Genomic DNA, 24,717 nt, shown 5'->3' with positions numbered 1-24,717 from the left:
AAAAATCACTATGTTGTCTGCAATGGAAATTCAAACCAAGCTTAATCAATGCAACTGGCAAACGGAACGCCTGAACATTCGAAATTTCCAAGCTGGCGATTTAGCCGCGGAACTGGCACACAATAAAGATCCCAGAATCATGCGTTATATTGCCAATATTGAAGACGATGCGACACTTGAGAAGAAAGTGCGCGAATTCATGGAACCCTGGCAATGTGATGAGAAAACCTGGTTAGGATTGGCAGTGTGCTTGCGAGATGAACAAACGTTTATCGGCATCGTTTGTCTGCGAGTCGACTCTCTTGAATATGGGCGGGTGGAAATAGGCTATCGCTTACATCCCGATTACCATGGCAAAGGCTATGCATTGGAAGCCGCGAATAAACTGATAGATTGGCTATTTATGGAAGGTCAGGCAAATAAGATCCTCGCCCATTGCGTCACAGAAAATCATCCATCTTTCGGGTTAATGGAAAAGCTTGGGATGCAAAAAGAGGCGTGTCTGCGCCAGCATTCAACCCTAAACGGGCGCTGGCACGACGAATTCATTTACGGCCTTTTAAAAACCGAATGGCAATCGCAATCCATCTAGCGTTTGGCGATTAAATTGCCTTTGTATGGGCTTGCCTGGGGAAATACCTCGGCAATTTGCTGATCGCCTAGCTGCCAATGCTGAGACAGCATGGATGCTATCCAGGAAAAAGTATTTGAGGTTGGCGCCAGATCCCGACCTTCAAATAATTGCTCTTTCGACAATCCCGGCCACTTACCTAAAACCTGACCACCGGCTACCGCACCTCCGGCCATAAACATGCAACTTGCGGTGCCATGATCCGTCCCCAATGTGCCGTTTTCTTTTATCGTGCGTCCAAATTCGGTCGCCATCACTACCACGGTATTTTCCCAGTAGTCACCAAGGCTTTGCTGCAATGCTTTTAAGCCATCATTTAATTCCACTAAATGTTTGTGCTGACGACGTATTTCATAATTATGGGTGTCCCAGCCACCGACTTCGAGCATCGCACAATCCGTGCCTTGATCGTTTGCCAGAATACGACCACAAGATTGGGCTAAATCAACAAAACGGCCGCGATTGTATCCTCCACGCCCTTCGCTGGTCAGTTGTCTCAGTTCAAGGCCTTGGGCTAAGCGTTTACTTAGCAATTTATCCGATTGATATAAGTCTTCAAGGGCATCGAAAACACTGGCATCTGCGCTATGAAATCGCGAAGGGTACCAAGTTGTAACCTTGTCATAACCCCGTAAACTGATTGGCACTGAATTGGCAACGGCAATTGCCTTGTTGACCCGAGAGGCCGCCGCGCGCCCCAACCAGCCGGTATCTGCATCGATATGGGCAAGTCCACTCTCAAGAAAGTCCTGTCCATCAAAGTGCGAGCGTTCAGTAAAGCCGGAAGATACCGCATTGATCACCAATAACTGATTTTGCTTGTATAACTCATGCATATAAGTCATCGCTGGATGCAATCCAAAGCCCTTATCGATTGCCAATAAATCGTCTTTTATCGCAGGATATAAATTCGGTCGATAACTCGATAATTGCGACTCAAACGTCGGCACTACGGTATGTAAAGAGTCCATTGCCCCACGCATGACAACCCAAACTAATTTTGCCGGTTTACCACTGCGATTTGGATTTAGAGCAAGTCTATTGGCCGCGAGCAAAGGGGTATGTATGGTTGCCAATGATGCGGTTAATGCTTTGATAAATTGTCTGCGGCGCATCATTATCTCCTTTGAAACTCTGGGCTCATCAACATGATTGTCATAGCAACATCACGACTTTCTGCTCGGCTTACATGGGTAAATGTATCGTGACTAATAGCGCTTCCTAAACTGGTCGTCATCAGCGTTTCGGGGTCGGTTTCTTGTGCTCGCTGTGCAAGTTCAGATGACCATTCAATGCGTGCCATAAGTGCACTTGCGCCATCCCAGGTTTGCTGAACATCACCAAACCCAGCAGGTGAACCGGCTTTAAACGGAGCTTGTCCGAGTGACCGCATGGTTGCAAAATACTGACCTTGTTTTATCGATTTCACATCCAAACCGCGCAATGCGGAATACACAAAATCACGTGGGCTTTTATATTTTCGTGTTTGCTGCTGCCAGGCCTCGGGGTGATTTACCAGCGCCTCCATAACTTCACGGATATTGCCATTTGTGTTTAGCCAGCGTTTTTCAAGAGATTCTAGTAACGCTTTCGATGGTTTGTCACTGACAAAGTGTACTGCCAATTTGTGCGTTATAAATTTTGCCGTACTTGGATGTGCGGCCAGGTCGGCAAGCATGGCCAGGCCCTGATGCATGCCTTTTTGTGAATATTGTTTGCCGAGTAATACTCGCGCCCCCGGCTCATGGCCATAGCTGCGATACTTAAATCCCTTCGAGCTTTCATCTACAGGTTTTTTCACACTCCATCCGGTTATGCCTTTGGCAAGTTCAACAACATCTTGTTGGGTGTAACCGCCATCGACGCCTAAGGTGTGTAACTCTAAGATTTCTCTGGCCAGATTTTCATTGAGTCCTAGCCGTCCGTGTTGAACAAAAATGGAATTCGGTCCAAACGATTTTTCATTGTTTAGATAAATCAGCATTGCCGGATGTTGGCATACCGCAATTAACATGTCGGTAAAAGAGCCCAACAAGTGCGGCGCTATGGCCTCCCTTTCCAATGTTGCAGCGAGCGCTGTCATTCCTTGGGAGCTGGCCGATACACTGAAGTGATTGGAAAAAAAGTCGAGCAACCGCCAACTCACCCCGGAATCCGATGCCAGAGCCTGGTTAAAGGTATCCGTCGCTATCTGCCGATAGGTAGATTGAAAATAATTGCCGGCGGGATCCATCAACTCTTCGGGAATTTCGGCACTATCTTCAAGCTTACCCGCATCTAATAGAGCCTGACGTTTTTTCCGTAACTGACGAATGTCTGCCAGCTTGATTAAAATTTGCGAAGACGTAGGAGAGCGACTGCTCTCAAAGCTAATCGGTGCAAGACTTTTCATCACCCACCCTTGCGGGTCGGTTGAAGCTGTCACCAGCTCCCCTGGTTTTGCGCCAATTCCGAAACGATTCACCGCTACCGTCGCCGCATGACTAATATTTGCATTATCGACTGGTTTCATCTGTGTTTATGATAGTTATCAACTCTTACTATTAACTTAGTCGTCATTATTCGCTTTGCCAAATCCCCCTAATACGGGCAGACTATACTTACCTCATAACTCAATGCGCACTTGGGTGTTCGAATAGGTGCACCTTAACCAGCACCACAGCGTACAATCAAAGAAGCCCGGCAGTAACACCCTTAGCAACGATCAGCACAGGCATGAAAAAGGTATGGCGATGACAACGTTAGTGAAATTATCTACTCTCAAATATTATTTGCTTACTACATTACTGGCCATTGGGGGTTGCAGCGGCAATGGCGAACAATCCTCAGCAGCCAAAGAAATTGACCCGCGCCAGGGAAAAGAAGTTTCACAGGTCTGCTATGCCTCATCTTTAGATAGCTGGAGTACCTTAGATAGCGAACGCAAGGCGTTATTGATTTATCCACGATCTAACAAAGCCTATAAATTAACCTTGTCAGGAACTTGCGATCCTCAGTGGGCATTTACCCGCATTGCAACGGTACAGCGCATGGGGTCGAGTTGCTTATCCAGGGGCGACAAAGTCGTGACGGATGTTACCGGAGGAATGGTAGACAGCTGTATTATCACTCGAATCTATGAGTGGCATCCGGAAAAGAGTAAAGATAATTCCGATGTCCAAGATGGTGAAACAGAAACTGAGGACAACGAAGAAGTATCTGAGAAAACTTCGGAAGATACTCAGCAATAGCTTCCTGAATACCGATAAACTAAAGATCAAGGGGTCAGAGTTGTTGATAATCAACAACTCTGACCCCTTGATCTTTAGGGCGCTAGTCAAAAATGGGTATCGTCTCTCGGGAAAAGGTTTGTTTGAGTACAACAGTGGATTCGATGCTATCGATGGCGGTAACTTTGCCAAGTGATGTTTTAAGAAAATGTTCATAGTGGCCGAGATCTTTGGCAATGATTTTTAGTAAATAATCATAACTACCCGTAACTACTGAGCATTCCTGTATTTGCGGTAATGATCGCATTGCCTGCTCAAACTCTTCGGCTTTATCAAACGAATTTTCCGTCAGTCTCACCTGCGCGTAAATCAGCACAGAATACCCCAACGCATTGGCATCGATGCTTGCCCGATAGCCTTTAATCATGCCACTGGCTTCCAGCTTTTTCACTCGGCGTAAACAGGGAGTATCCGACAGGTTTACCTGTTCAGCCAGTTCAGAAATTGCTACCCGACCATTACTTTGCAAGGCATCGAGTATCTGTAAGTCTTTATTATCCATAGCCTGCCCTTCCACCAATCGGGGTAAGTTAGTGATTTTCACTATTTAAAAGCCCCACATTAGACCATTTAACCACGAAAGCCCAAAACTACTTACCTATTTTATTGCAATTCACTTGCTAAGCTTTGTTAGCATGCTCTTAGTTAACTATTTTCGGACATTTAATTGTGACAGCAAACACCCGTGCTTTTGATCGTTGGATCAGAAATGAATTTTGTACCTTAAATTCAAAGCTTGAAACACTGTATTGGCAACAGGATGACAGAGCCAATGTCGACAATATTGGCGAGGACATGAAATCAGCTCTGAAAACCCAGGGAGAAGAACTCATCGCCACTCTCCTCGCAGAGGGCAATACTGACGAAGGGTTTGATAACGCGTTTAACTTGCTTGGCAATGTTGGGTTATATATGGCCGCCTGTCGCCGTCATGAAATTACCGAGCCATCACGAGAAACCGTTTCCCCATTAACTCAAGCCTCGGCTCTTGCTATGCACATCGGAGCATCCATTGGCGTAACACCAAGATTTGCTACTGCTCATCTAACAACCCACAACAGCGCTGTCGATGGCACCTACAAACGGTTTACCGATTTACACGATGAAGCCTTGTTTCTCGATTACAACACCAAAGGTATTCTGGCCTATAAACGAGCTGCCGATGCGTTATTGAAGATTCAGCCTTTAGGTATCAGTCATCCAATTACCGCCGATTTGTTAAAGGTGGCGAAACAGGCACTGCAGGATGTTCTGGACTCCAATCAGGTATTATTTGAAAAGCTCGCCGCCGATCGTTTCTTTTATTGCGTTCGCCCCTACTACAAACCTTATCGGGTAGGTAAAGAGGTATACCGAGGTGCAAATGCAGGTGATTTTGCCGGTATCAATGTTATCGATATGCAGCTTGGATTGTGCTTTGCAAACGAGCCGTCATACTCGCAAATGTTGGTGGACAAATTTTTATATATGATGCCGGAAGATCAGATTATCCTGCGCGATTGTATGCGGCGACCAAGTTTAATGGACGATTTTCTTGACGCAAAAGATGCTCATAGTCGTGACTGGTATCAGCAAAATCTGGCTTTGTTTCTAGAGGTTTGTAAACTCCATGGCGAAACCGCGATTGCCCACCATAACCAATTAGTGGAAAAATATATTCGAATTCCATCGCTGTCTATGGTGCAGCAACATATGGAAAAAGTAACGGCTTCCGGTCCACCATTGCCAGTGCTATTGGATGGATTGGAAAAACTGAGGGATAAACGCTGTGCGGCCAAACGCAGTGATATTCGTACCCGCTTTGAGGATATCGAAATCCTCAAAGCAACACTAGATAAAAGCTAAAGGGATAGCAGATGAGCAAACAGGATTTTCATTTACCGCAAGGTACCTATCTGCTAAATCATAGCGTTGGCAGACCCTTAAAAAGTTTACAGCAGGGCTTTGAAGACAGCTTTCTAGTGCCCTGGCAACAGGGTGATACTGAACCCTGGGGGCAATGGTTGGGCATCATCGATGACTTTGTTAATCAGCTAGCCGGGTTATTAAATTCCAACGCCAGTCAGTTTTGTCCGCAGGTAAACCTGTCGTCGGCTCTGACCAAGCTATTGCAATCCTTACCGCAATTACGCAAACAAGGCGTTGTAATACTCATGGCGGAGCAGGACTTCCCAAGTATGGGGTTCGCCGTACAAAAATGCCTACCAGAGGCAAACATTCGGTTTATCCCAAAAGATCATGACATCACCGATGCCAATGTCTGGTCGCAATACTTAAATGCCGATACTGATTTAGTGTTTGTTTCCCACGCCTATTCCAATACTGGCCAATTAGCACCAATTTCGGACGTCATCGCCCTGGCCAAAAAAGTGAATGCTCTTTCGGTGTTGGATATTGCTCAATCCGCCGGTGTTATCCCGCTGGATCTGCAAGCTCTGCAACCAGACTTTATGATTGGCTCTAGTGTGAAGTGGTTATGTTCAGGCCCCGGCGCTGCCTATTTGTGGATTAAAGAAGCACACATCGAACAATGTGAGCCCATTGATGTCGGTTGGTTTTCCCACGAAAATCCATTTGAATTTGATATTCATCACTTTAAATATCACCCAAGTGCTATGCGCTTTTGGGGCGGCACCCCGTCAATCGCACCCTATGCTATCGCAGCTCACACGTTAAAGTATTTTAATCAGGTAACCTCAGACAAATTACGCGAGCATAACCAGAACATGTTAAATCATCTCTGGCAGCACCTCGCCGATTATATTCGTTCACCTGAACATTCGGCTCTACGCTCAGGTACGGCAATATTGCATTTTGCTGATAAGCAGCAAGCCGTATTAGACAAACTTGCCGCTCAGAAAATCGCTGTCGACAGTCGCGCATTGGGAATGCGCGTATCACCCCACATCTACAACGATAAGGCGGATATTGAGCACTTCATCGATACCATAAAATCGGTAATTTAATTAAAAACTTATCCCTGAATTAAGCGATACCAGGCCTTATACCAATTCCATTAAATTCTCACTGAGTGGGAAAACACTTAGTGGAATTGGTATTCGGGTGTCGCTACAATCCGTCTCCAGTAATCGTCCTTTCGTAAACAGGCGTGAACCATTTTGCCGTTCATTTCGTATATTCATCACCACTCGCCGAGACCCTGTGATGATTATGAATACCAGCCACGCTAATGATGCCAATATTGAGCGCACTCAGCCGCCCTCATTGCTTTGGCACGGTATCGTTTTCAATGTTATCTGGTTTCTCATCGTTATCATGCAATGGAGCACAGCGGCAGCGCTTGTTGCCTTAATCTGGTTTGCTCTCACCCCGCCGCGCGCAATAACGTTGAAATTGATTGTTAGTTTGGCAAGCATTGGCATCATCGCCGACTTTACATTTATCAGCATGAACCTATTCGTGTTTAACGACGCCACCATCAACCCTCTTTGGCTTGGTGTACTTTGGGTATCGTTTGCTCGCTTTGCGTTTATCTTCTTGCAGCACTGGCCGCTTCCCTACTGGCACCTGGCGTTAATCTCTGCGGTTTCTGGCCCTTTCAGTTACTACGTAGGCCACCTGAAACAGGCGGTTATTATCCAATTGCAGTTATTACCTCAGGTCATTCTGTTCGTTCTGTTTTGGGCTTGCGTACTGCCCCTTGCTCTCTACATCTGGAGGAAATTCTCATGAACACTTCCACACGTACTTCACTTTTGGTTGCAATCGCAACAGCGCTATCACTGTTCACAACATTGCCAGCCAGTGGCAATCAGACCGATAATCACAGCGATAAACAGAGCCGCTATGATATTCCCGACGCGGCCAGCACTGACAAAGCGGATATCATGACCGTGACCAGCACGGGTACAGATAATAGTGGGCAATGGCAGAAAGTTGGGGAGGCGCAGCTGAAAATGTTGTTCTGGGATGTTTACTTAGCAAAATTGTTTACTCCTGATGGCGACTTTGAAAGTGCATCGGCCGGTATAGAGCACCCTTTACGTCTACACTTAACCTATTTCCTTGATATTGAGGGAGAAAAGCTCGCCGAGGAAACCAAGAAACAATGGCGAAAAATGGATTTTGAACATCCAGAGAATTCTGGGTTTATCGAGGAATTGGCAGTAGTCTTTCCCGACCTTCAAGAGCAGGATTCTCTTGCTATTGAAACCAGCTCGAAGGGAGAGGCGAAACTCTTTCACAATCAGCAGTTGATTCACGAATTTGCGCCAAGCGTTCAGGTTGATCAATTTCTGGCGATCTGGGTGTCGGATAAGTCGACTCGCCCGAAACTCATGAAACAGCTTACAGGACAAGCGAAATGATATTTAAGCTACCGAGCTTCATCCATTGGAAAACTTCAGTATTTGCTCTTGCACTCGTGACTTTGCTATCGAGTTGCTCACAGTCTGTTCAGGAATACAAAGCGACATCACCGGAATTCACCTTAGAGAAATTCTTCAATGGCAAGGTCAAAGCCTGGGGACTGGTTACCAACTTCAGTGACGATTTCGTCCGCCGATTCACCGTCGATATCGATGCAAGTTGGGAAGGTAACAACGGTATTCTGGACGAATATTTCCTATACGATGATGGCGAAAAGCAATTTCGCCGCTGGGAAATCGAGCGCATTAATGAAAGCACCTATCAAGGTAAAGCCGATGATATCATAGGCACCGCGACCGGTGAGCGATCTGGGGCATACATTCGCTGGAAGTACAAAATGAATCTGAAGGTAGACGATAGCGAATACGAAGTTACCTTCGACGACCAAATGATCCTTATCGATGACAACCATATGATGAACATTGCCAAGATCAAAAAGTTTGGCGTTACCGTGGCCAAGGTAACCTTGTTTTTCGAGAAAACATAGATTGCAGATGGCTTCCGCCATCTGTATTGCAACCACCACTCAATTATCTGCTTACCTGGCCTCAATCTGTGAACTATCGGCCTTGCCAAAAATTACTTAACGTTATTCAACAATAGTAGTGAAAAATTCTACCGATTAATCTGATACAAAATGCTACACAAATAGCCTTGTCCAATAGCGTCAATCCAATTAGGTTAAAGTTGCCTGATTTTAAAGCAGGCCAAGCTTAGATGAGCTCTTCGCTCACTCTATTGCCCTAGCTTTTATTATTACCTTCAACCTATAAGAACTATAATTATGGATCATGATAAACGGCTATTTAAACAAAGTTTAATAGCAACCCTTACCGCGATGTACGTCGGTGCCAGTGGTGTCGCAATTGCCGAACCTGGCGTTAAGCAAGTTTCGGGAACCAGCTTCTACGAACCAACCTTTACCGCTGAAGATATTGCTGTCGTGCAAGAACAACGAGAGCGCTATCTAAGTGGTGATATTTTCATTGGCCAACCTGGTGTTACCAATAAAATTATCAATGCTCGTAGTCCCGAGCAAATCTTCCAGCCTGAACAAGGTGTAAGTGGCAAACGTCATTACATCGTACAATTAGACGATGAACCATTAGCAACCTATAACGGTTCGATTAATGGTCTGGCGTCAACCAATGCCCCGAAAAACCGTTCTATCATGGCGAAAGGCAGAGTCAATGTTAACTCTCCAGCCGCGATGGAATATAAAGATTACCTGATTACACAACAAGACCAATTTGTGAATCAAGTAAGAAGCATTGGCGCTTCAGTAAACGTAGAACAACGCTATACATTGGCGAATAATGCGATGTTAGTGGAAATGACTCAGGAAGATGCCATTTTGATGGCGAATCAACCTGGCGTTAAGCGCATCACGCCAAATCGTATTTTTGAACTTCGCACTGACCGTGGACCAGAGTTTATCGGCGCAGAAGCTGCGTGGACAGATACTTCAGCGCCTAATGGCGTAGGTGCAAAAGGTGAAGGCATGGTTGTTGGTATCATTGATACCGGCATCAATACCGACCATGTTGCCTTTGCCAGTGACGAACAATATAGCCAGTCTAATCCATTTGGATCAGGCGTTTTTGTTGGCGATTGTGTAGACTCGCCAGAATTATGTAACGACAAATTGATTGGTGTTCGTTCATACCCTGAAATTACTGACGTATATTCTGCACCTGAATTCCAGCAGTATTCATGGCAGACTAAACAAATTCGCCCGGCAAATGGTGAAGATTACAACGGCCATGGTTCACATACCGCCAGCACCGTTGCTGGTAATGCGATCGACAATGTGCCATTGCAAACCTTTAGTGGCGAAGAAATGAGTGATGGCGTAGAATTGCCTTTCACTTTTGCTAAAACATCCGGTGTTGCGCCGCGTGCCCACATTATTTCCTACCAAGTGTGTTGGCCTGGTGGTCAGGGTGACCCATATGCAGGTTGTCCTGAATCAGCACTTTTGTCGGCATTTGAAGATGCAATTGCTGATGGCGTAGATACCATTAACTTTTCGATTGGTGGTGCAGAATCATTCCCTTGGGAAGATCCTATGGAATTGGCATTTTTATCCGCACGTGAAGCGGGTATCAGTGTCGCCGCAGCTGCCGGTAACTCCGGTCCTAATTTCTGGTCTGCAGATAATACCTCGCCATGGGTAACAACTGTGGGTGCAACCAAACACGATCGTGTTCTGGATGCAGGTAAAACATCAATTTCAGCCTTTGAAGGCGATGCGCCAAGCTGGCGTATTCCACGTTCACCGATTGAAGGCAAAGGCTTTACCGATGAAATTTCTGGCGAATTCGTATTGGCATCAAGCTTTGACGATCCAGAGCCCAATGATGAATACTCACCGTATTCCTGTAATGTTCCTTTTCCAGCAGATACATTTACCGCAGACCAAGTCGTCGTGTGTGAGCGTGGTGATATTGCCCGTGTAGACAAAGCGAAAAATGTTGCCGCTGGTGGCGCTGGTGGTATCGTTTTAGTCAATACCGATTATAGTCAGCCGACCGTTGCTGATCAGTTTGTGATCCCAGGTCTCAATGTTGCTTCTAGTAACAAATACAAACTCGAGAACTGGATCAAGAACTCAACCTCAGGCACTGCTCGAGCGACGATTAATGTTGCAACCAATGAATACTACCTGGATGACTCGTTAGCCAATAATCTGGCACCATTCTCCTCGATGGGACCGAGTCGTACACATAATACTTTGGTACCTGACTTAGTTGCGCCAGGTGTTGATATCTACGCTGCAAATGCTGATGATCAACCGTTTACTAACTACCCAGCAGCGTCAGACTGGAGATTCATGAGCGGTACCTCAATGGCAGCGCCTCATGTTACTGGTGCCATGACGTTACTTAGTCAATTGCACCCAGACTGGACTCCGGCTGAAATCCAATCGGCATTAATGCTTACCGCAGGTGATGTTTGGTTAAACAATGGATATCAATCGGTTGAACCTCATTTCAACTTTATGGCGGGCGCAGGTTCCATCAATGTAGAAAGAGCCAATATGACAGGCCTGATCATGGATGAAACCATTGACAACTACCTTGATGCCAATCCAAACAATGGTGGCTTTGATAACTGGTTGAATGTTCCTTCTATGGTCGAAATGGAATGTGAAAGTACCTGTACCTGGATGCGTACGGTAAAAGCAACCAAAGACGGCAGCTGGACAGTAACAGGTGTTGGCAAAGAAGAAGGTGTTGAGATTAGCGTTTCTCCTACTAACTTCAGCCTTAAAGCTGGCGAAACCCAGGCTATCGTAATTAAAGCGTCTCTGCCTGGTGTGTTGGAGCACAAAGTTAACCCGGGTGAGCCAGGTGCTCTCTGGAATGCAGAAGTTAATAACTTCACATTATTTAACGGCCAGGTTGTTCTAACGGAAGACAATGGTAACGCGCCTGATGTGCATATGCCGGTTGTCGCTGCTAATGTGGTTGATCAGTTGCCGGTATCACACAATATCGATATTACTCGTAACCAAGGCTCAGACACTTTAATCGTAAATACGGACAACTATACCGAAGTGACACCTCGTTTTTACGGTCTGGTTAAACCCGATGCCTATGCAATGGATTTGCAAGTGGTTGGAACGCGTATCACTAACAGCAATATTGAAAAAGGCTGGGATATTCGCGCCATTGAGGTACCTGAAGGCACTAAGCGTTTAATGGTAGAAGTTCAATCGGCAACGGTGGACGATGAATTTGTTAAAAATAACCCTCGCTACGCAAAAGCGACGCCATTTATCGCTCTGGGCTATGACAATAACGATAACCAATCCTTTGTCCCAACTGAAGAACAGATGGCTGAAGGCGCAGATATGCGTATGGAATATCACGATGAAATCATCTGTTTATCCAGTTCTGAAGCTGAAACCAACTACTGTAATCTGGTAAATCCTAAGCCTGGCACGTATTGGGTAGCAACGATTGCTGCGACAGGTCCTTGGGGCGAAGAAATCGCTGTTGAAACGGGTATTGCCATGCTCAGTGAGACATCTGATAACGGTCACCTGACTATCACCGCGCCAGAGTCTCATGACGGTAATGGTAATTATCCTCTAACCATCAACTGGGATATTCCAGAAGCAATGGAAGGTGATAAGTACTATGGCGGTTTCGATTTAGGTAACATTCCAGGTGCTGAAGGCACATTAGGTTTTACATCACTGAATATTAACCGTATCGGTGATGCTGTTTCTTGGGAAGTCAGTCAGGACAAAGCCAAATCTATGGATGTTCTGGACATTACCATGAAGGTAAAACCAAACCTGGAAAGCGATGATCGCGATTATAACTTTGCGATTACTCTACCGGAAGGTATGCGACTCGCTACTGATACAATCAATGCCAATAACCCAGCGATTACAGAAGCGATAGAGGCAACAGAAACTGGATTCGTATTATCTGGTACACAACTGTCAACACGCGATGTAATGCGCGATTACATCATGACGACAAATCTGACCGATGAAATGTGTCATACACCGTTAATTGATGAGTACTCAGATGGTGGTTATACCGATCTTCATGGTGAGTTTGGTATCCAGCCAAATGCTGACTGGATGGTTGGTGACAGCAATAGTTACTACGATGTACCAATTGACTGGTTATTCTGGAATCAAGATGCAAGTTTCAAGGTGTACAACCAGAACAATGGTGGCTTTATGCGTATGCACCCGGTTGGTGCCATGCAGTTTAACCAAAGCTACTGGATTATGAACCTGCATCGTGGTCCAGGATTCTTATTTGAATCTTTAGCACCATTCTGGCGAGGTAGTTTCACTATGGATTATCTTCGCAATCCAGATAGTCCTCGTGGATTAACCATTGCATCTCAGTATGCCGAAGAACGTCCTGATCTAGGTGACTTATTATACCTTGAGTTTGATAACGTTACGGATAAGTACACAGCCGATGAATTTGATTTTCAAATGATTTTGCGTAGTGGTTTTGATGACCGCGAAGGCAAGCATGAGATTATCTATGCCTACGACAACCTGGGTGCTGACCTTGCTAAAGGTGTGGTAATGGTTGAAGGCTTTGATTCGACATTCTCTAGTAATGCGGGTCCGAAAAATGGCTATCTGTACGAAGTTTTAGGTTTTGATAACCTTGACGAAGTACTTGTAGACGATCTGGTTGTTTGTTTTGATTATGTTGGCCCTGAGCAAAGTGAAATTGAAGTTTCATTTAAAGTTGCGGTACAACCTGAAGCGACTGGTCAAGATCTGGTAATCAACTTTGATTATGACCTGCAAGGTCAGGATAGCGTTGCTCATACCCATAACGTTGCTGTAAGCACGAATATCAAGATTGCTGAAATCAACGATATGATGGTTGATGAAAACGCTCGTATTGACGGTATTGAAGTGTTCTACATCGATGGCAACAAAGTGCCTAACACCATTGAAGTAACCGGTGAAGGCATTAGCGCCGAAGTTGATGGCGACATGTTTAACCTGATCCCGAATGCGGATTTCCACGGTGAAACGTTAGTTACGGTTACGGTTCGAGATATCGAGCATGCCGGTGATGCCGCTTCTACTTCCTTTATGCTGACGGTAATTTCCGATGGTATCGAGAAAGGTTGTACGGATAGCAATGCCAACAACTTCGATAGCAATGCTAACGAAGATGATGGAAGCTGTGAGTACCCTGAACCTCCGGGACAAGAGAAGAAGAAGTCTGGTGGTGCCATGTACTGGATGCTACTGATTCTTGCGGGTGCTTTAGTACGTCGTCGCGTACGCTAAAAAACGCCCCAAATAAGGCGAAAGCCTTTTCAAAAAGCCAGTGAATCTTCACTGGCTTTTTTTATTCTAAATGTTTTTGTTAGCGATTTTTCCCATTCAGAACAAATTGTAAAAACTAGCCATGACATCTTACTCAATCCTTGTTAGCATCGGGCATTGAATAAAAATATAACAACTATAATCGGGATCATTTATGAGCGTTTCTCGTGAACATTTTAGCTCGAAATTGGGCTTTATTTTAGCGGCAGCAGGTTCGGCCGTAGGTATTGGAAATATTGTTGGCTTTCCGGTCAATGCGGCTAAAAATGGCGGTGGCGCATTTTTAGTCATGTATGCAATTTTCGTCTTTACGATATGTCTGCCGGTAATGATGGCGGAAATGGCGGTGGGCCGCAAAACCGCGAAAAACCCAGTGGGTGCGTATCACGCCCTTGGTGGTAAATCCGGTCCTTGGCATATTGCCGGTCTGCTTGGCATTATCACGCCATTTATGATTGCCGTTTTCTACACGGTTTTAACCATTTGGATCTTTATTTATCTGGTGATGACCGTTACTGGCAACCTCGACTACCTCGCCAGTGGCGAAGGCTTCGGCACTATTATTAACAGCCCGTATTTATTCGTTTCCATGCTTGCTGTTGGCGGCTTGGTCGGTTCAATATTATCTATGGGCGTGAAAGACGGTATCGAAAGAGCCGCTAAAGTGATGATGCCTGCCTTGTTTATTATGCTGGTTTGTCTGGTCATCTTTGTTCTCACCTTAGATAACGCCATGGCTGGTATTAAATTTTATCTGATACCGGACTTTAGCAAATTAACACCATCCGTTATCAATGGCGCCATGTCACAGGCTTTCTTCTCACTGAGTCTGGGTATGGGTATTTTAATCACCTATGGTTCATACATCTCCAGAAAAACTGATATCGCCGGTTCGGCAAAATTGGTTGCCATTATGGATACGTCTGTCGCCTTTATCGCAGGTCTAATGATCTTGCCGGCGATCTTCTCGTTTAATCCGGATGTAAATACCGATAAATTAAGCGACAGTTCGGTTTCAATGATTTTCGTCTTCCTGCCGAAAATTTTCCTGGCATTACAAGCTACCGTAGGGTATTTCGCCGCAAGTGTTATTGCATCAATATTCTTTTTATTAGTGTTTTTCGCAGCGCTAACCTCTCTGGTCTCCATTATTGAAGTACCGGTTTCTTATTTAATTGATGAACGCAAACAGTCCCGTAAAAAAGCGCTTCGTACCATATTTATCGTCGGTGGCGTTTTAGCGGTATTGGCTACATTGTCTTTTGGTATGGTCGATTTCCTTACCAGCCTGACGAACTACGGCGGTAAGAGTAAGTCTCTGTTTGATGTCATCTACGATATTTTCTACGACACCATATTGCCATTAAATGGTTTATTGATTTGTTTGTTTGTAAGTTATCGCTGGAAGAAGCATAACCTCAATGCAGAGTTAAGCGAAGGCAACCCAGGTTTTGCACAATCCTTTATTGCCAAATACGTGGACTTCTCGTTAGGTACGTTTATCCCGTTTATTTTAGCGGTCATCTTTATCAATACCGTGGCTAAGATATTCTTTGGACACGACTTTATTGGTTAAACCGCCAACTCATCTATTGTGATAAAGCGGGACCCTAAGGTCCCGTTTTTTTATGCCAAAATTTCGACGTTGTTCTAGAACTTGCGCCAATCATACCAATCACATTAAGTTTGTGCACAATTCAGAGTTAGGGCAGAGGTTCACTTACAACATAGATTTCATTGATATAGTCGCTCTATATTAATGAAATTTAGGGCCGTAAATGGGCCTTAAGGTAAACTCCCTACGGGTGAGTTTTAAAGGCGTTTGGACTACGTTACTGATTTTGGCTGATTTTGAGAGCGGAATAACCATTCTCTGCAATCAAAGCCTTGTCTAAAAGCCTTTAAATTCTCACTGAGTGAGTAATAATTTAATGTGATTGGTATCATAACGTTGAAATCGTCGATGTAGCATGAATAAGATTAGACCCAGCACAAAAGATTTACCGTTTAGGTTTCTTATCTGATCAAAAAAGCCTTCCGTTAGGAAGGCTTTTCAAGTCAAACCTGACCTTAAAGAGAAAATCTACTTAGGGGTGAATTCCAAGGTGTACTTGGTCACGCCCGGTAACAGAGGTGACGCCACTCCCTTAACCCAGTCATCATGACCTTTACCATAAAATGGCGAAAGTGGATGCCCAGACTGGGATGAAGGCATATGGAAAATCGCCTGATGTTCATGCCCTGGGGACACGACCATTCGTTGTGATGAACCAAAGGCAACACCTTGTACTCTGGGCATAAACGTATCACCCCGGACTGGCTCCTGAGGCATATCCAACAACCAGCCTAAAGCCGGAATCGCTTTTGACAGGGGATGCTGAATATTCGTGGTATTGTGAGCACCCCAGGTTGCCTTATCAATGCTACCGTATTTTTCAACCAGCTCCTGATAAGTAGCGCTGGCAACAGACTGACTAAACTCGTTCCAGCTTGCATGTCCTTCGGGGAGTAAATGTTGTGGCTGCTGCGTCAATAGCTGCCACATAGGTATTTCCACCTGACTGCGAATTGGTCGAAAGGACAGGTCTAGCGCATTGTCTTTACTGGCTTCCTGCATCATTTTGGTCAGAGGCGAAAAAAGCTCATCTCTTAAATTAAGTCTGAACTGGCGCACAAAAAGATAACCAACTGAGTCGACAGACGCGCGCGCCTGCCACTGATTTAGCTGTTCTACAAGTTGCGCATAGTCATGCTCTTTAACAAACTCATCGGTCAGCACCGTGTCTAATAAATAGCGATGCCAAGGCGTTAGAAATACCGCTTTGTCGTCATTTTGAATATCTAATAAGTCTTGTTCTGTAAACTCTTCAATTGCCATTAAGCCATCGCGAATCTGCTGACTGCGAGCGCCTAGTGCATAGCCACCATTACCAAGCTTTTGATACATATCATCGCCAACAACACGACTGTTCCCTGTCCATAAACGATTTTTCTCAGGGTTTAGCACTACAGGGTATTCATCGGAGTTAAGGTAACCCGACCAGCCAATATCGCCGGTACTCCAGTCCTGAGGCACAGCCCAGCCCTGACTGCCGGTATTATCCAGACCAAACTTTCGAGGTATCGCGCCGGCAATTGTCCAGGCGATGCTGCCATACCTATCACCCACCATTAAGTTTTGTGCCGGGATCCCCGCACTGTGGGCAGCTTCGATAGCTTGTTCTACATTTTGTGCGTATTCCAAACCAAACAGATTAAAGTTAACACCTTCAGCATCATGAGCCACCCAGCGCATGGCGAGCAGGTTGCCTTGATGATCTTCACCAATGACCGGGCCCCATTGGGTTAATTTGATGGTAACACTTTTGGCTTGCTGCCCTTTTATATCTATGGCTTCCTGTTCAAGGATAAAAGATTTATAACCTTCCGGCGTTAAATACTGAGTTCCATCTTCCGATACCACCAATTTAATCAGATCGTTCCAGTCTCCGTAACTGTTGGTAAATCCCCAGGCAATATTGTGGTTACTACCGACAACAATAGCCGGAGTGCCCGGTAAGGAAACACCATCAATTAATAGCGGCTGGTCATTTGCGGTATAGCGCAAACTGGTTCGATACCAGATATTGGGAACAGCAATGCCTAAATGCATATCATCGGCAACAATGGCGCTGCCCGTTTTTGAGACGTTTCCGGATACTGCCCAGTTATTACTCCCTTTGAAGCCTTCCTGATTATCCGGAAATAACTCAAATTGCTGAGCGTGATTGATGGTTTCTGCGTTTGCCAGATTTAGAGCGTTTGCTGCGCTCAGATCATCCGCAAAGACTTTCCCGGCAGGCATTTCGCCTTTGGGTAATTGCGTACCATCTACCGCGGCATCCCAGTTAGAACCTTCCGGAATTAAAAACTGAAATCCCTCTTCGGAGAGCAGATCCGACATTGCCCCTAATAATAATTCCCTGTCGCCATATTCATATTGCAAGTCCATATACATGGAATAAAGCACCAACATGCTATCTTCCGGCAACCAAGGCTTTGGTGTTGCACTAAGTAAGGCATATTCAAAAGGGTTAGCCGCAAGATCTTCTAAACCTTGATTCACGCCCGCCGTATAACTTTGCAAAATCGATTGTTGCTCTTCAGTGAGCAAGGAAACAAATTGAGTGACACGTTTTCTGAACTGGTGCACACGGATTTTTTTATCGTGTTTAAGGGCTAATTCACCAAATAATTCCGACAGTTCCCCTGCAGAGTTTCGGCGTAATAAATCCATTTGGAAAAAACGCTCCTGCGCGTGCAAATAACCTAACGCAACACTCACGTCCCGACGATTACTGCCATTGATTTGAGCAATGCCCTGCTCATCTCTGGATACGATTACGGTTTGCTCCACATCTGCTTGCACTTGACCCTCGAGTATTGGCAAACTTTGACGTAGATAAAAATAGATGGTGACAACCACCAGAATGAGAATAACGAATATAATTTTTGTGGATTTAACCAACAGATTAGCCATAAAGCTACCCTTACATTTATTGTTTTTATAATGAGCCGTAGTGTTATCCAAATAAGCACAAACCCAAAAACCTTTTAGATGAAAAGAGGTTGGAACTGTTCTGCATATTGGACTGATGTAATGAGTGTAACTTAAACGGTATAAAGAAAGACAGTCAGAGTTTATCTTAGCGTTATCTTTAGGTTGTTAACAGTGCACAAGTGAGCCAGATAGTGCGGCTCCCCCAAGACAAATACGTAAACAAGCCTCAGTAAACGAAGGTAGGTTTCGACACCAACACTAACACCAACACCGGCACCAGCTCCAGTTCCAGTTCCAGTTCCAGCACCAATAACAACAGGCTGGGATAACGTACAGGATGGACTAATGAAACTAGCTTCATCGATAAAGGCTTTCGATATCAAAGGGGCGATATCAAGGTGGCTATATCAAGAGGCCAGAGTTGTTGAATCTCAACGATTCTGACATCTTAATTTTAGTCGTTCTTGCTAATGACTAATGGAATAAGGCAGCTTTGATATTGGTGCTATAACGACGGTAATATTGTTTCAAGCTACCATTAAATTTAGGAACATAAGTGACACCGAATCCGACCTGATTATTGTCCCAAAGCGCTGCACCATAACTCACATTAAAAATCCATTCATTGCCCGTAATCTCCGGCAATTGAAATTTAATGGTCCCTTTAACGAGCGAATCATCACTTGAATCTAGAAGGTCGATTTCCAACCGAACGGTTTGCGTGAAATAGATATTGGTGTATATATTAAGGTCGTTTAAATCCGTGAGATCATCACTCAAAAAATAGGCTCCAATGGTCCAATTAGAAAAGTAATATTCTCCCGTCACTGAAAAATAGTCACTTGTATTAGATGGACCAAATACCGTTTGGTAAGCGAGCTCTAATCGACCAACCTCTGGATTTCTGGTAAAAATCGATGCTCGCAAATTCTGAAAATCGCTACTATCGGAATCGCCATTAATAAAAATCGTGTTCGCGCCAATGGAACTACCAAAATGTTCTCCGATACCGAATGTACCGTCAGCTTGAAGCGTATAAAAATCAACGTCATTCCAATTGCCTTCCAAACTAACACTGTAATTATTTTCGGCGACAGCTTTTGTGTGAGTTTCTTCCTTGGCGGACTCTGCATACGCAGGTGCTGCAGAGAAAGTTAGCATTAATAATAGTGCAGTAATTTTTGTCATTCATACATCCTTGATACGTCTTATTTTCAATGAAAGAATCTAAACAGATATCTAATCTACTGATTTGACAGATTAAACTACGCAATTGAAAACCTCTGTTCAAGCTATTTATGATGTAAATCTTGTTATGATTTACGCCCCGTTGCTTTACCCACTCATGAGCACGGAAAGTAAAGGCGTCGCCTGAGTCACTTATTTTTCGCATGTCATTTCACTCTATAGGGCTTTTTCGCTAAACTAGCGCCTAATATTCCTCTGAATTCTTACGCCAATTTTATGGACGACTTTTTCCCCCTGATCCGACTGCCAGGCAATAACGAACATATCCCAGCAACGGATGCCCAGCGTTTGTTTCATGGTCGTGGCCATCAATATGCCGGTTTTGAACACATTTGTATCGACTGGATAGAGCCGGTCGTGGTGATTTCCCTATTTAGAGAAGAAGACGAGAACTTTTTACTTGCACTGGCACAATATTTACAACGCAGCATACCTGAATGCAAATCGGTGCAGGTGCAGGAACGATTCTTGGCTAAAGCACCTTATCGGCTATTGCTGGGCGAGCAAATACAGACACTAGAAGCGACTGAAGCGGGTATTAAATACGGCCTAACCTTAGGTAAATCGCAAAACCATGGCTTGTTTTTTGATATGCGTAATGGTCGTAAATGGGTCGAACAAAACGCCCAAGATAAGAATGTTCTGAATCTGTTTGCCTATACCTGTGGTTTTTCCCTTGCCGCCATTGCCGGAGGGGCCAGACAAGTCGTTAATATTGATATAGCCAAGGCACCTTTGGCCCGTGGCAGAGACAACCATCGTCTGAATAAGCACCCACTTGAAAAGGTAAAGTTTGAAGGCGTCGATATCTTCAAATCCTATGCACGCCTGCGCAAATATGGTCCTTATGAATTACTGATTTGCGATCCACCGTCCTTTCAAAAAGGCAGTGTAAATATTCAGCGCGATTACGGTAAAATCATTCGTCGTTTACCACAATTAATGGCCGATAATGGTTTAATCATGCTGTGTCTAAACTCACCGGATTTAGACCAGCAATTCCTTAAAGATACCGTCGAAAAAGAATGCCCTGAGTGTGAATTTATTGAAGAGCTATTGCCGCCAGACGTATTTATCGATGCCGAGCCTGGTAAAGGTTTGAAAGTATTGATTTACCGCTACCGAAAACTGTAGCCCTCAACTCACTGCCAGTATCTTTATACCAATAAGAATCAGTATCACACCGCCAAAGACTTCCGCCTTGCCCTCCAGCCAGGTACCGCTGCGATGACCAACATAGATACCGATAGCGCTAAACGCCGCTGTAATCACCGCGATAATGCTACACGCTAATAACGGCTGCACCGATAACAAGGTTAAACTAAAGCCAGCTGCCAAAGCATCAATGCTGGTGGCTAGTGACAGGATCAACATAACTTTAAATGTTATTTGTGAGATGTCTTCCTCAATGCCTTCCGCAAACCCTTCATAGATCATTTTGATCCCAACCAAAGCTAACAAAGCAAAAGCAACCCAAGGGGCAAAACTATCGATCCAGCCGAGCATGCCTTTACCACCAAGATAGCCAATCAGTGGCATCGCGCCCTGAAAAAAACCAAACATGATTGCTGCCGATACAGCCAGTGTAAATTTCGTCTTATAGGGTTTAGAGCCCAAACCGATAGCAACGGCAAAGGCGTCCATACTTAGGGCAATCGCAAGAAATATGACTTCACTCATAGAGACAATAGAGGTTTTCGCACAAGGTTTATTAAAGCTTAGATCACAACTCTTACTGCCAGAGCAATAAGTACCACGCCAGTGATCTTATCCACAATGGCGCTGTTTCGTTTTAGTCGCTCCAATACCGGCCCGCGAGATAAACCATAAGCCACCAGGCAGTACCATAGCGTATCTATCCCACCAACGGTGGCAATCATAATCAGCTTTTGCTGCACGGTCGCATCCACGTCGACAAACTGACTAAATAACGCGAGAAAAAACAGCGCGAGTTTTGGATTTAAAAAAGCGATAAGAAAGCCATCGCGCCAGCCGTTCACAGACTTTATGTTACCGGTCTGTCTTTGCTCAAATTCAATCGTGGTGCCTGTGCTTCGCAATGCGTTGATAGCGAGATACACCAAAAATGCGGCGCCGGAATACTGGATAATCGAAAAAATCATTGGCGACTGGACGATCATCAAACCAATGCCTGTGACCGCAATGGCCGCATACAGCGTAACGCCAAGGCCATGGCTAATCGCCGTGGCAAGCCCTGCATTTTTTCCGCCTAACATAGTATTGCGAACCACTAACGCCAGGCTAGGTCCCGGTGATAAAGCACCAAGTACACAAACCACCAATAGAGACAACCACAGTTCTAACGCCATCTTTAATTATTATCCATCAAAAACAAAGCGCTTATCATAGCAAGAGCGAACCATAAACTACACTTAACATCGATAGAATTATTCCCTTGATTGTCAGGAGTCAAAGCAATGCTTTTAACGAAAATTACTCAGGCTCTCGCCGTTGTCATCAGCCTCGTTTGTCTGGCCACTGCTCAACAAGCTCAGGCAAGGCAAGATTGCCAACTCGCGTCCAATGAATTACGGCAATTAGAAAATGATATTCGCCAGGCCAATAATCGCTACAACAATATGCAACGCCAAAGTAATTCACAGCGCAACATGCCGCAAAGTGAAGCCGAAAGGCAGCAACAGGAAATGGCACGTCTACGCCACCAACAAGAGCAACAACAATATCAACAGCGGCGTAATGATTTAAATAAAATTATGAACGCGTGCCGTAGAATCAAACATCACAATTAGTTTTATCCGCCAATTATTCGTAAATTAAACGAAAAGAGTCAATAAACAAGGTTTTCAAATACAACGAAACCCAACAGTAACAATGAGTTACAATCATGGTTCAATTATTGCTGCATTGATATTAAATCCAAACATCGTTTGATATCAAAGGGACAAAAATGTTACTGACGAGAATTAAAACTCAATTATTGATGATTCTGGGCTGGTTTTTACTGGCCATCGGCGTGATTTTTATTCTATTGCCAGGACCGGCAATTCTATTTATCCCATTAGGGTTGGGAATATTGAGCCTAGAGTATACATTTGCAAAACGTTGGCTGCGCAAATATCAAAGATATTCCGGTGAAGCCGCGAGAAAAATGGACGACTGGTTTACCCGTCAGCGATTTAAGAAACTTTTCAAACGCCCCTAAACGCTGTGGTGTTATCTTATAATCATCCCATATTAAGATACAGAGTCTAAATATATCAATGATGTATTTTAGTATCAGGCATCTAAAATGAAAAAACGCAGTAGGAAATACGCTGCCCAACTGCGTTCTTTGCTCCCCAAACAACTGTTTCGAGATAATCGAATTTTTTAGGTTAACCGTTAACCGCTTGTTGCTGACGATAGGTATCTTTCATCGCCATATATTCTTGGTTAACCGCATCCATGACTTCTTGGTCGTACTCGCGTAACCCGCTCAGTACCATGTGCTTCTCACCATAACCAATGGTCTCGCCGTTTGAAATAAAATCAAACACCAAACGCGCTTTACCACGTTTGCCATCTACCGTTAATTCAGTTTCTTTTTTATTAAACTTCAATGACACTTCTGTTACATCGACGGTGCTTAAGTGGATCTTCATGCTTTCATACATCACCATCGGGCGAGCCGGATTAATCATCACCGAATTTTCACGCATCAAATCACCCAAAATATGCGGGAATGTATCCCCAGAAAAGGCAACATAGGAGCGCACTAAAGATTCGGTTAAGGTTTCACAACGGCTATTTTTACCGCCAACATCAATTGATAAATAGGTTTTATCTTTGTCATCGGTTACCCGGGCTGAGCCTGATACCGCGTTGGGAAAATACAGTTCATTGGCATCGGTTACCATACCTGAAAAGGTAAATGACATTTCCTGGTTCAAACCGGACTTATCCAAAATCACTGCAAATAATAAATCGCCTGGAACGCAGAAGCGCTTCGCCTCGATATCATGCAAAGGGTTAAAGTCATCGGCTACATTTTTAGCGAAGTCACTCGCCTGCTGACGGCTAAAGCATACTTTGGCATCTTTATTTTGATAAAACTGGCGAATGAACATGGTCTGCCTAATCAATGGTAAAAGGAAATTGGCGCTAGTGTAACCAGCAAAAAACGGCAAGTCGATGTAATTTATACTAATCAGACCTCTGTACACCTGTACACTGAACTGATTTCAATGTACCACCAAGTAAGTAAGTGCTAATTATCAATACGTAAGAAATGGTGTGGTTCAGCCTTCGCAGTTATCATTGAAATAAGGTAACACCCCTCAATAACACCAAAGCAAGTCTTAGCTCGAAGGCCTGAAAACACGAGGCAAAGGTGCTTTAACGAACGGTTCGCTTTTGATACTTTGGACCAAATGTTTATATTCGTCACCGACGTTGCCCTCTGATAAAGAGACTCGTTTCTTTCCCACCTTGCGGGAACGTCAGGTCGCACAATTGGTATTCGGTTACGTCCGCTCTAATGTGCCATCACAGGTTTCAATCAATTGAATTTTTTGTTTACGGGTAAGTTTCTTAATTGCCGCTTCTCGCTTTGTCGCGCCACTGCGATCTGGCAAGGACTCTCGATACACCAATTCCACCGGACGCCTGGCGCGAGTATATTTCGCGCCTTTCGCGTTATCTTGATTATGCTCTAGTATGCGTTTCTCAATATCGATAGTAATGCCGGTATACAAGCTTTTGTCGGCACAGCGAAGAATATAAACGAACCAGGGAGGTGACATAATAGTATTTTACGTTGTTGAATATGAATCTATGAATTGAAAATGGC

General features: G+C 44.5%; 22 protein-coding genes. 12 read left to right on the top strand and 10 right to left on the bottom strand.

Going from position 1 to position 24,717, the window contains the following annotated elements:
- Positions 1 to 10 precede the first annotated feature (10 nt).
- The gene (locus FE810_RS02720) at positions 11 to 592 is read left to right on the top strand and encodes a GNAT family N-acetyltransferase (RefSeq protein ID WP_171022228.1); all 582 of its coding nucleotides are present in this window, start codon (positions 11 to 13) and stop codon (positions 590 to 592) included.
- Here FE810_RS02720 and FE810_RS02715 read toward each other — a convergent pair.
- Together FE810_RS02715 and FE810_RS02710 are read right to left on the bottom strand one after the other, a co-directional pair.
- The gene (locus FE810_RS02715; protein ID WP_246036871.1) at positions 589 to 1,749 is read right to left on the bottom strand and encodes a DUF1501 domain-containing protein; all 1,161 of its coding nucleotides are present in this window, start codon (positions 1,747 to 1,749) and stop codon (positions 589 to 591) included. The two genes, FE810_RS02720 and FE810_RS02715, sit on opposite strands and share 4 nt — an antisense overlap.
- A complete protein-coding gene (locus FE810_RS02710) occupies positions 1,749 to 3,143 on the bottom strand; it encodes a DUF1800 domain-containing protein (RefSeq protein ID WP_246036869.1) in 1,395 nt (464 codons plus the stop codon). The genes FE810_RS02715 and FE810_RS02710 overlap by 1 nt, the downstream gene beginning before the upstream one ends.
- Before the next feature lie 220 nt (positions 3,144 to 3,363).
- On the opposite strand from FE810_RS02710, the gene FE810_RS02705 reads away from it, so the two are divergent.
- Positions 3,364 to 3,861: a DUF6491 family protein gene (locus FE810_RS02705; protein WP_138318493.1), complete on the top strand. Its 498-nt coding sequence runs from the start codon at positions 3,364 to 3,366 to the stop codon at positions 3,859 to 3,861.
- An 82-nt stretch (positions 3,862 to 3,943) separates the two neighbouring features.
- Here FE810_RS02705 and FE810_RS02700 read toward each other — a convergent pair whose 3' ends face one another.
- Entirely contained in the window at positions 3,944 to 4,402 is a 459-nt protein-coding gene (locus FE810_RS02700) for an Lrp/AsnC family transcriptional regulator (protein ID WP_138318492.1), read from the bottom strand.
- Between the two features lie 167 nt (positions 4,403 to 4,569).
- On the opposite strand from FE810_RS02700, the gene FE810_RS02695 reads away from it, so the two are divergent.
- The 7 genes from FE810_RS02695 (at position 4,570) to FE810_RS02665 (ending at position 15,695) form a co-directional block, all read left to right on the top strand.
- Positions 4,570 to 5,745, top strand: a complete 1,176-nt coding sequence (locus tag FE810_RS02695; protein ID WP_138318491.1) for a PrnB family protein — start codon at positions 4,570 to 4,572, stop codon at positions 5,743 to 5,745.
- 11 nt (positions 5,746 to 5,756) lie between these two features.
- Positions 5,757 to 6,866 (top strand): aminotransferase class V-fold PLP-dependent enzyme, encoded by a 1,110-nt coding sequence (locus tag FE810_RS02690; RefSeq protein ID WP_138318490.1) that lies wholly within the window; start codon positions 5,757 to 5,759, stop codon positions 6,864 to 6,866.
- A 205-nt stretch (positions 6,867 to 7,071) separates the two neighbouring features.
- Positions 7,072 to 7,593, top strand: a complete 522-nt coding sequence (locus FE810_RS02685) for a DUF2878 family protein (protein ID WP_171022227.1) — start codon at positions 7,072 to 7,074, stop codon at positions 7,591 to 7,593.
- The gene (locus FE810_RS02680; protein WP_138318488.1) at positions 7,590 to 8,228 is read left to right on the top strand and encodes a hypothetical protein; all 639 of its coding nucleotides are present in this window, start codon (positions 7,590 to 7,592) and stop codon (positions 8,226 to 8,228) included. Before FE810_RS02685 ends, FE810_RS02680 begins: the two co-directional genes overlap by 4 nt.
- Positions 8,225 to 8,776, top strand: coding sequence for a DUF3833 domain-containing protein (locus FE810_RS02675; protein ID WP_138318487.1), 552 nt, complete (start codon positions 8,225 to 8,227; stop codon positions 8,774 to 8,776). Before FE810_RS02680 ends, FE810_RS02675 begins: the two co-directional genes overlap by 4 nt.
- A gap of 297 nt (positions 8,777 to 9,073) precedes the next feature.
- Positions 9,074 to 14,080, top strand: coding sequence for a S8 family serine peptidase (locus FE810_RS02670; RefSeq protein ID WP_138318486.1), 5,007 nt, complete (start codon positions 9,074 to 9,076; stop codon positions 14,078 to 14,080).
- Positions 14,081 to 14,273: 193 nt separating this feature from the next.
- A complete protein-coding gene (locus FE810_RS02665) occupies positions 14,274 to 15,695 on the top strand; it encodes a sodium-dependent transporter (protein ID WP_138318485.1) in 1,422 nt (473 codons plus the stop codon).
- Between the two features lie 507 nt (positions 15,696 to 16,202).
- Here FE810_RS02665 and FE810_RS02660 read toward each other — a convergent pair.
- The 3 genes from FE810_RS02660 to FE810_RS02655 all read right to left on the bottom strand — a co-directional run bounded on the left by FE810_RS02660 (position 16,203) and on the right by FE810_RS02655 (position 19,847).
- Positions 16,203 to 18,638: a penicillin acylase family protein gene (locus FE810_RS02660; protein ID WP_138318484.1), complete on the bottom strand. Its 2,436-nt coding sequence runs from the start codon at positions 18,636 to 18,638 to the stop codon at positions 16,203 to 16,205.
- 247 nt (positions 18,639 to 18,885) lie between these two features.
- Positions 18,886 to 19,020, bottom strand: a complete 135-nt coding sequence (locus FE810_RS17250; protein ID WP_281278313.1) for a hypothetical protein — start codon at positions 19,018 to 19,020, stop codon at positions 18,886 to 18,888.
- A 113-nt stretch (positions 19,021 to 19,133) separates the two neighbouring features.
- The gene (locus FE810_RS02655) at positions 19,134 to 19,847 is read right to left on the bottom strand and encodes a hypothetical protein (protein WP_138318483.1); all 714 of its coding nucleotides are present in this window, start codon (positions 19,845 to 19,847) and stop codon (positions 19,134 to 19,136) included.
- Positions 19,848 to 20,123: 276 nt separating this feature from the next.
- Here FE810_RS02655 and FE810_RS02650 point away from each other — a divergent pair, with 276 nt between their 5' ends.
- Entirely contained in the window at positions 20,124 to 21,041 is a 918-nt protein-coding gene (locus FE810_RS02650; RefSeq protein WP_138318482.1) for a class I SAM-dependent methyltransferase, read from the top strand.
- Positions 21,042 to 21,044: 3 nt separating this feature from the next.
- On the opposite strand, the gene FE810_RS02645 is transcribed toward FE810_RS02650, so the two are convergent.
- Positions 21,045 to 21,587, bottom strand: a complete 543-nt coding sequence (locus tag FE810_RS02645) for a manganese efflux pump MntP (protein ID WP_138318481.1) — start codon at positions 21,585 to 21,587, stop codon at positions 21,045 to 21,047.
- A 38-nt stretch (positions 21,588 to 21,625) separates the two neighbouring features.
- Positions 21,626 to 22,237, bottom strand: coding sequence for a LysE family translocator (locus tag FE810_RS02640; protein ID WP_138318480.1), 612 nt, complete (start codon positions 22,235 to 22,237; stop codon positions 21,626 to 21,628).
- A 108-nt stretch (positions 22,238 to 22,345) separates the two neighbouring features.
- On the opposite strand from FE810_RS02640, the gene FE810_RS02635 reads away from it, so the two are divergent.
- Positions 22,346 to 22,678, top strand: coding sequence for a hypothetical protein (locus tag FE810_RS02635; protein WP_138318479.1), 333 nt, complete (start codon positions 22,346 to 22,348; stop codon positions 22,676 to 22,678).
- 158 nt (positions 22,679 to 22,836) lie between these two features.
- Positions 22,837 to 23,091 (top strand): PGPGW domain-containing protein, encoded by a 255-nt coding sequence (locus FE810_RS02630; protein ID WP_246036867.1) that lies wholly within the window; start codon positions 22,837 to 22,839, stop codon positions 23,089 to 23,091.
- A 172-nt stretch (positions 23,092 to 23,263) separates the two neighbouring features.
- Here the strand turns inward: FE810_RS02630 and FE810_RS02625 are convergent, their stop codons facing one another.
- Together FE810_RS02625 and FE810_RS02620 are read right to left on the bottom strand one after the other, a co-directional pair.
- Positions 23,264 to 23,995: a DUF3581 family protein gene (locus FE810_RS02625; protein WP_138318478.1), complete on the bottom strand. Its 732-nt coding sequence runs from the start codon at positions 23,993 to 23,995 to the stop codon at positions 23,264 to 23,266.
- A gap of 396 nt (positions 23,996 to 24,391) precedes the next feature.
- The gene (locus FE810_RS02620; protein WP_138318477.1) at positions 24,392 to 24,670 is read right to left on the bottom strand and encodes a GIY-YIG nuclease family protein; all 279 of its coding nucleotides are present in this window, start codon (positions 24,668 to 24,670) and stop codon (positions 24,392 to 24,394) included.
- Positions 24,671 to 24,717: the final 47 nt, after the last annotated feature.

Origin of the sequence: Thalassotalea litorea (assembly GCF_005843925.1) — a bacterium.
Classification (GTDB): Bacteria; Pseudomonadota; Gammaproteobacteria; order Enterobacterales; family Alteromonadaceae; genus Thalassotalea_A; species Thalassotalea_A litorea_A.
Note: the sequence above shows the minus strand (reverse complement) of the source record. Positions and strands in the feature narration are given on the sequence as shown.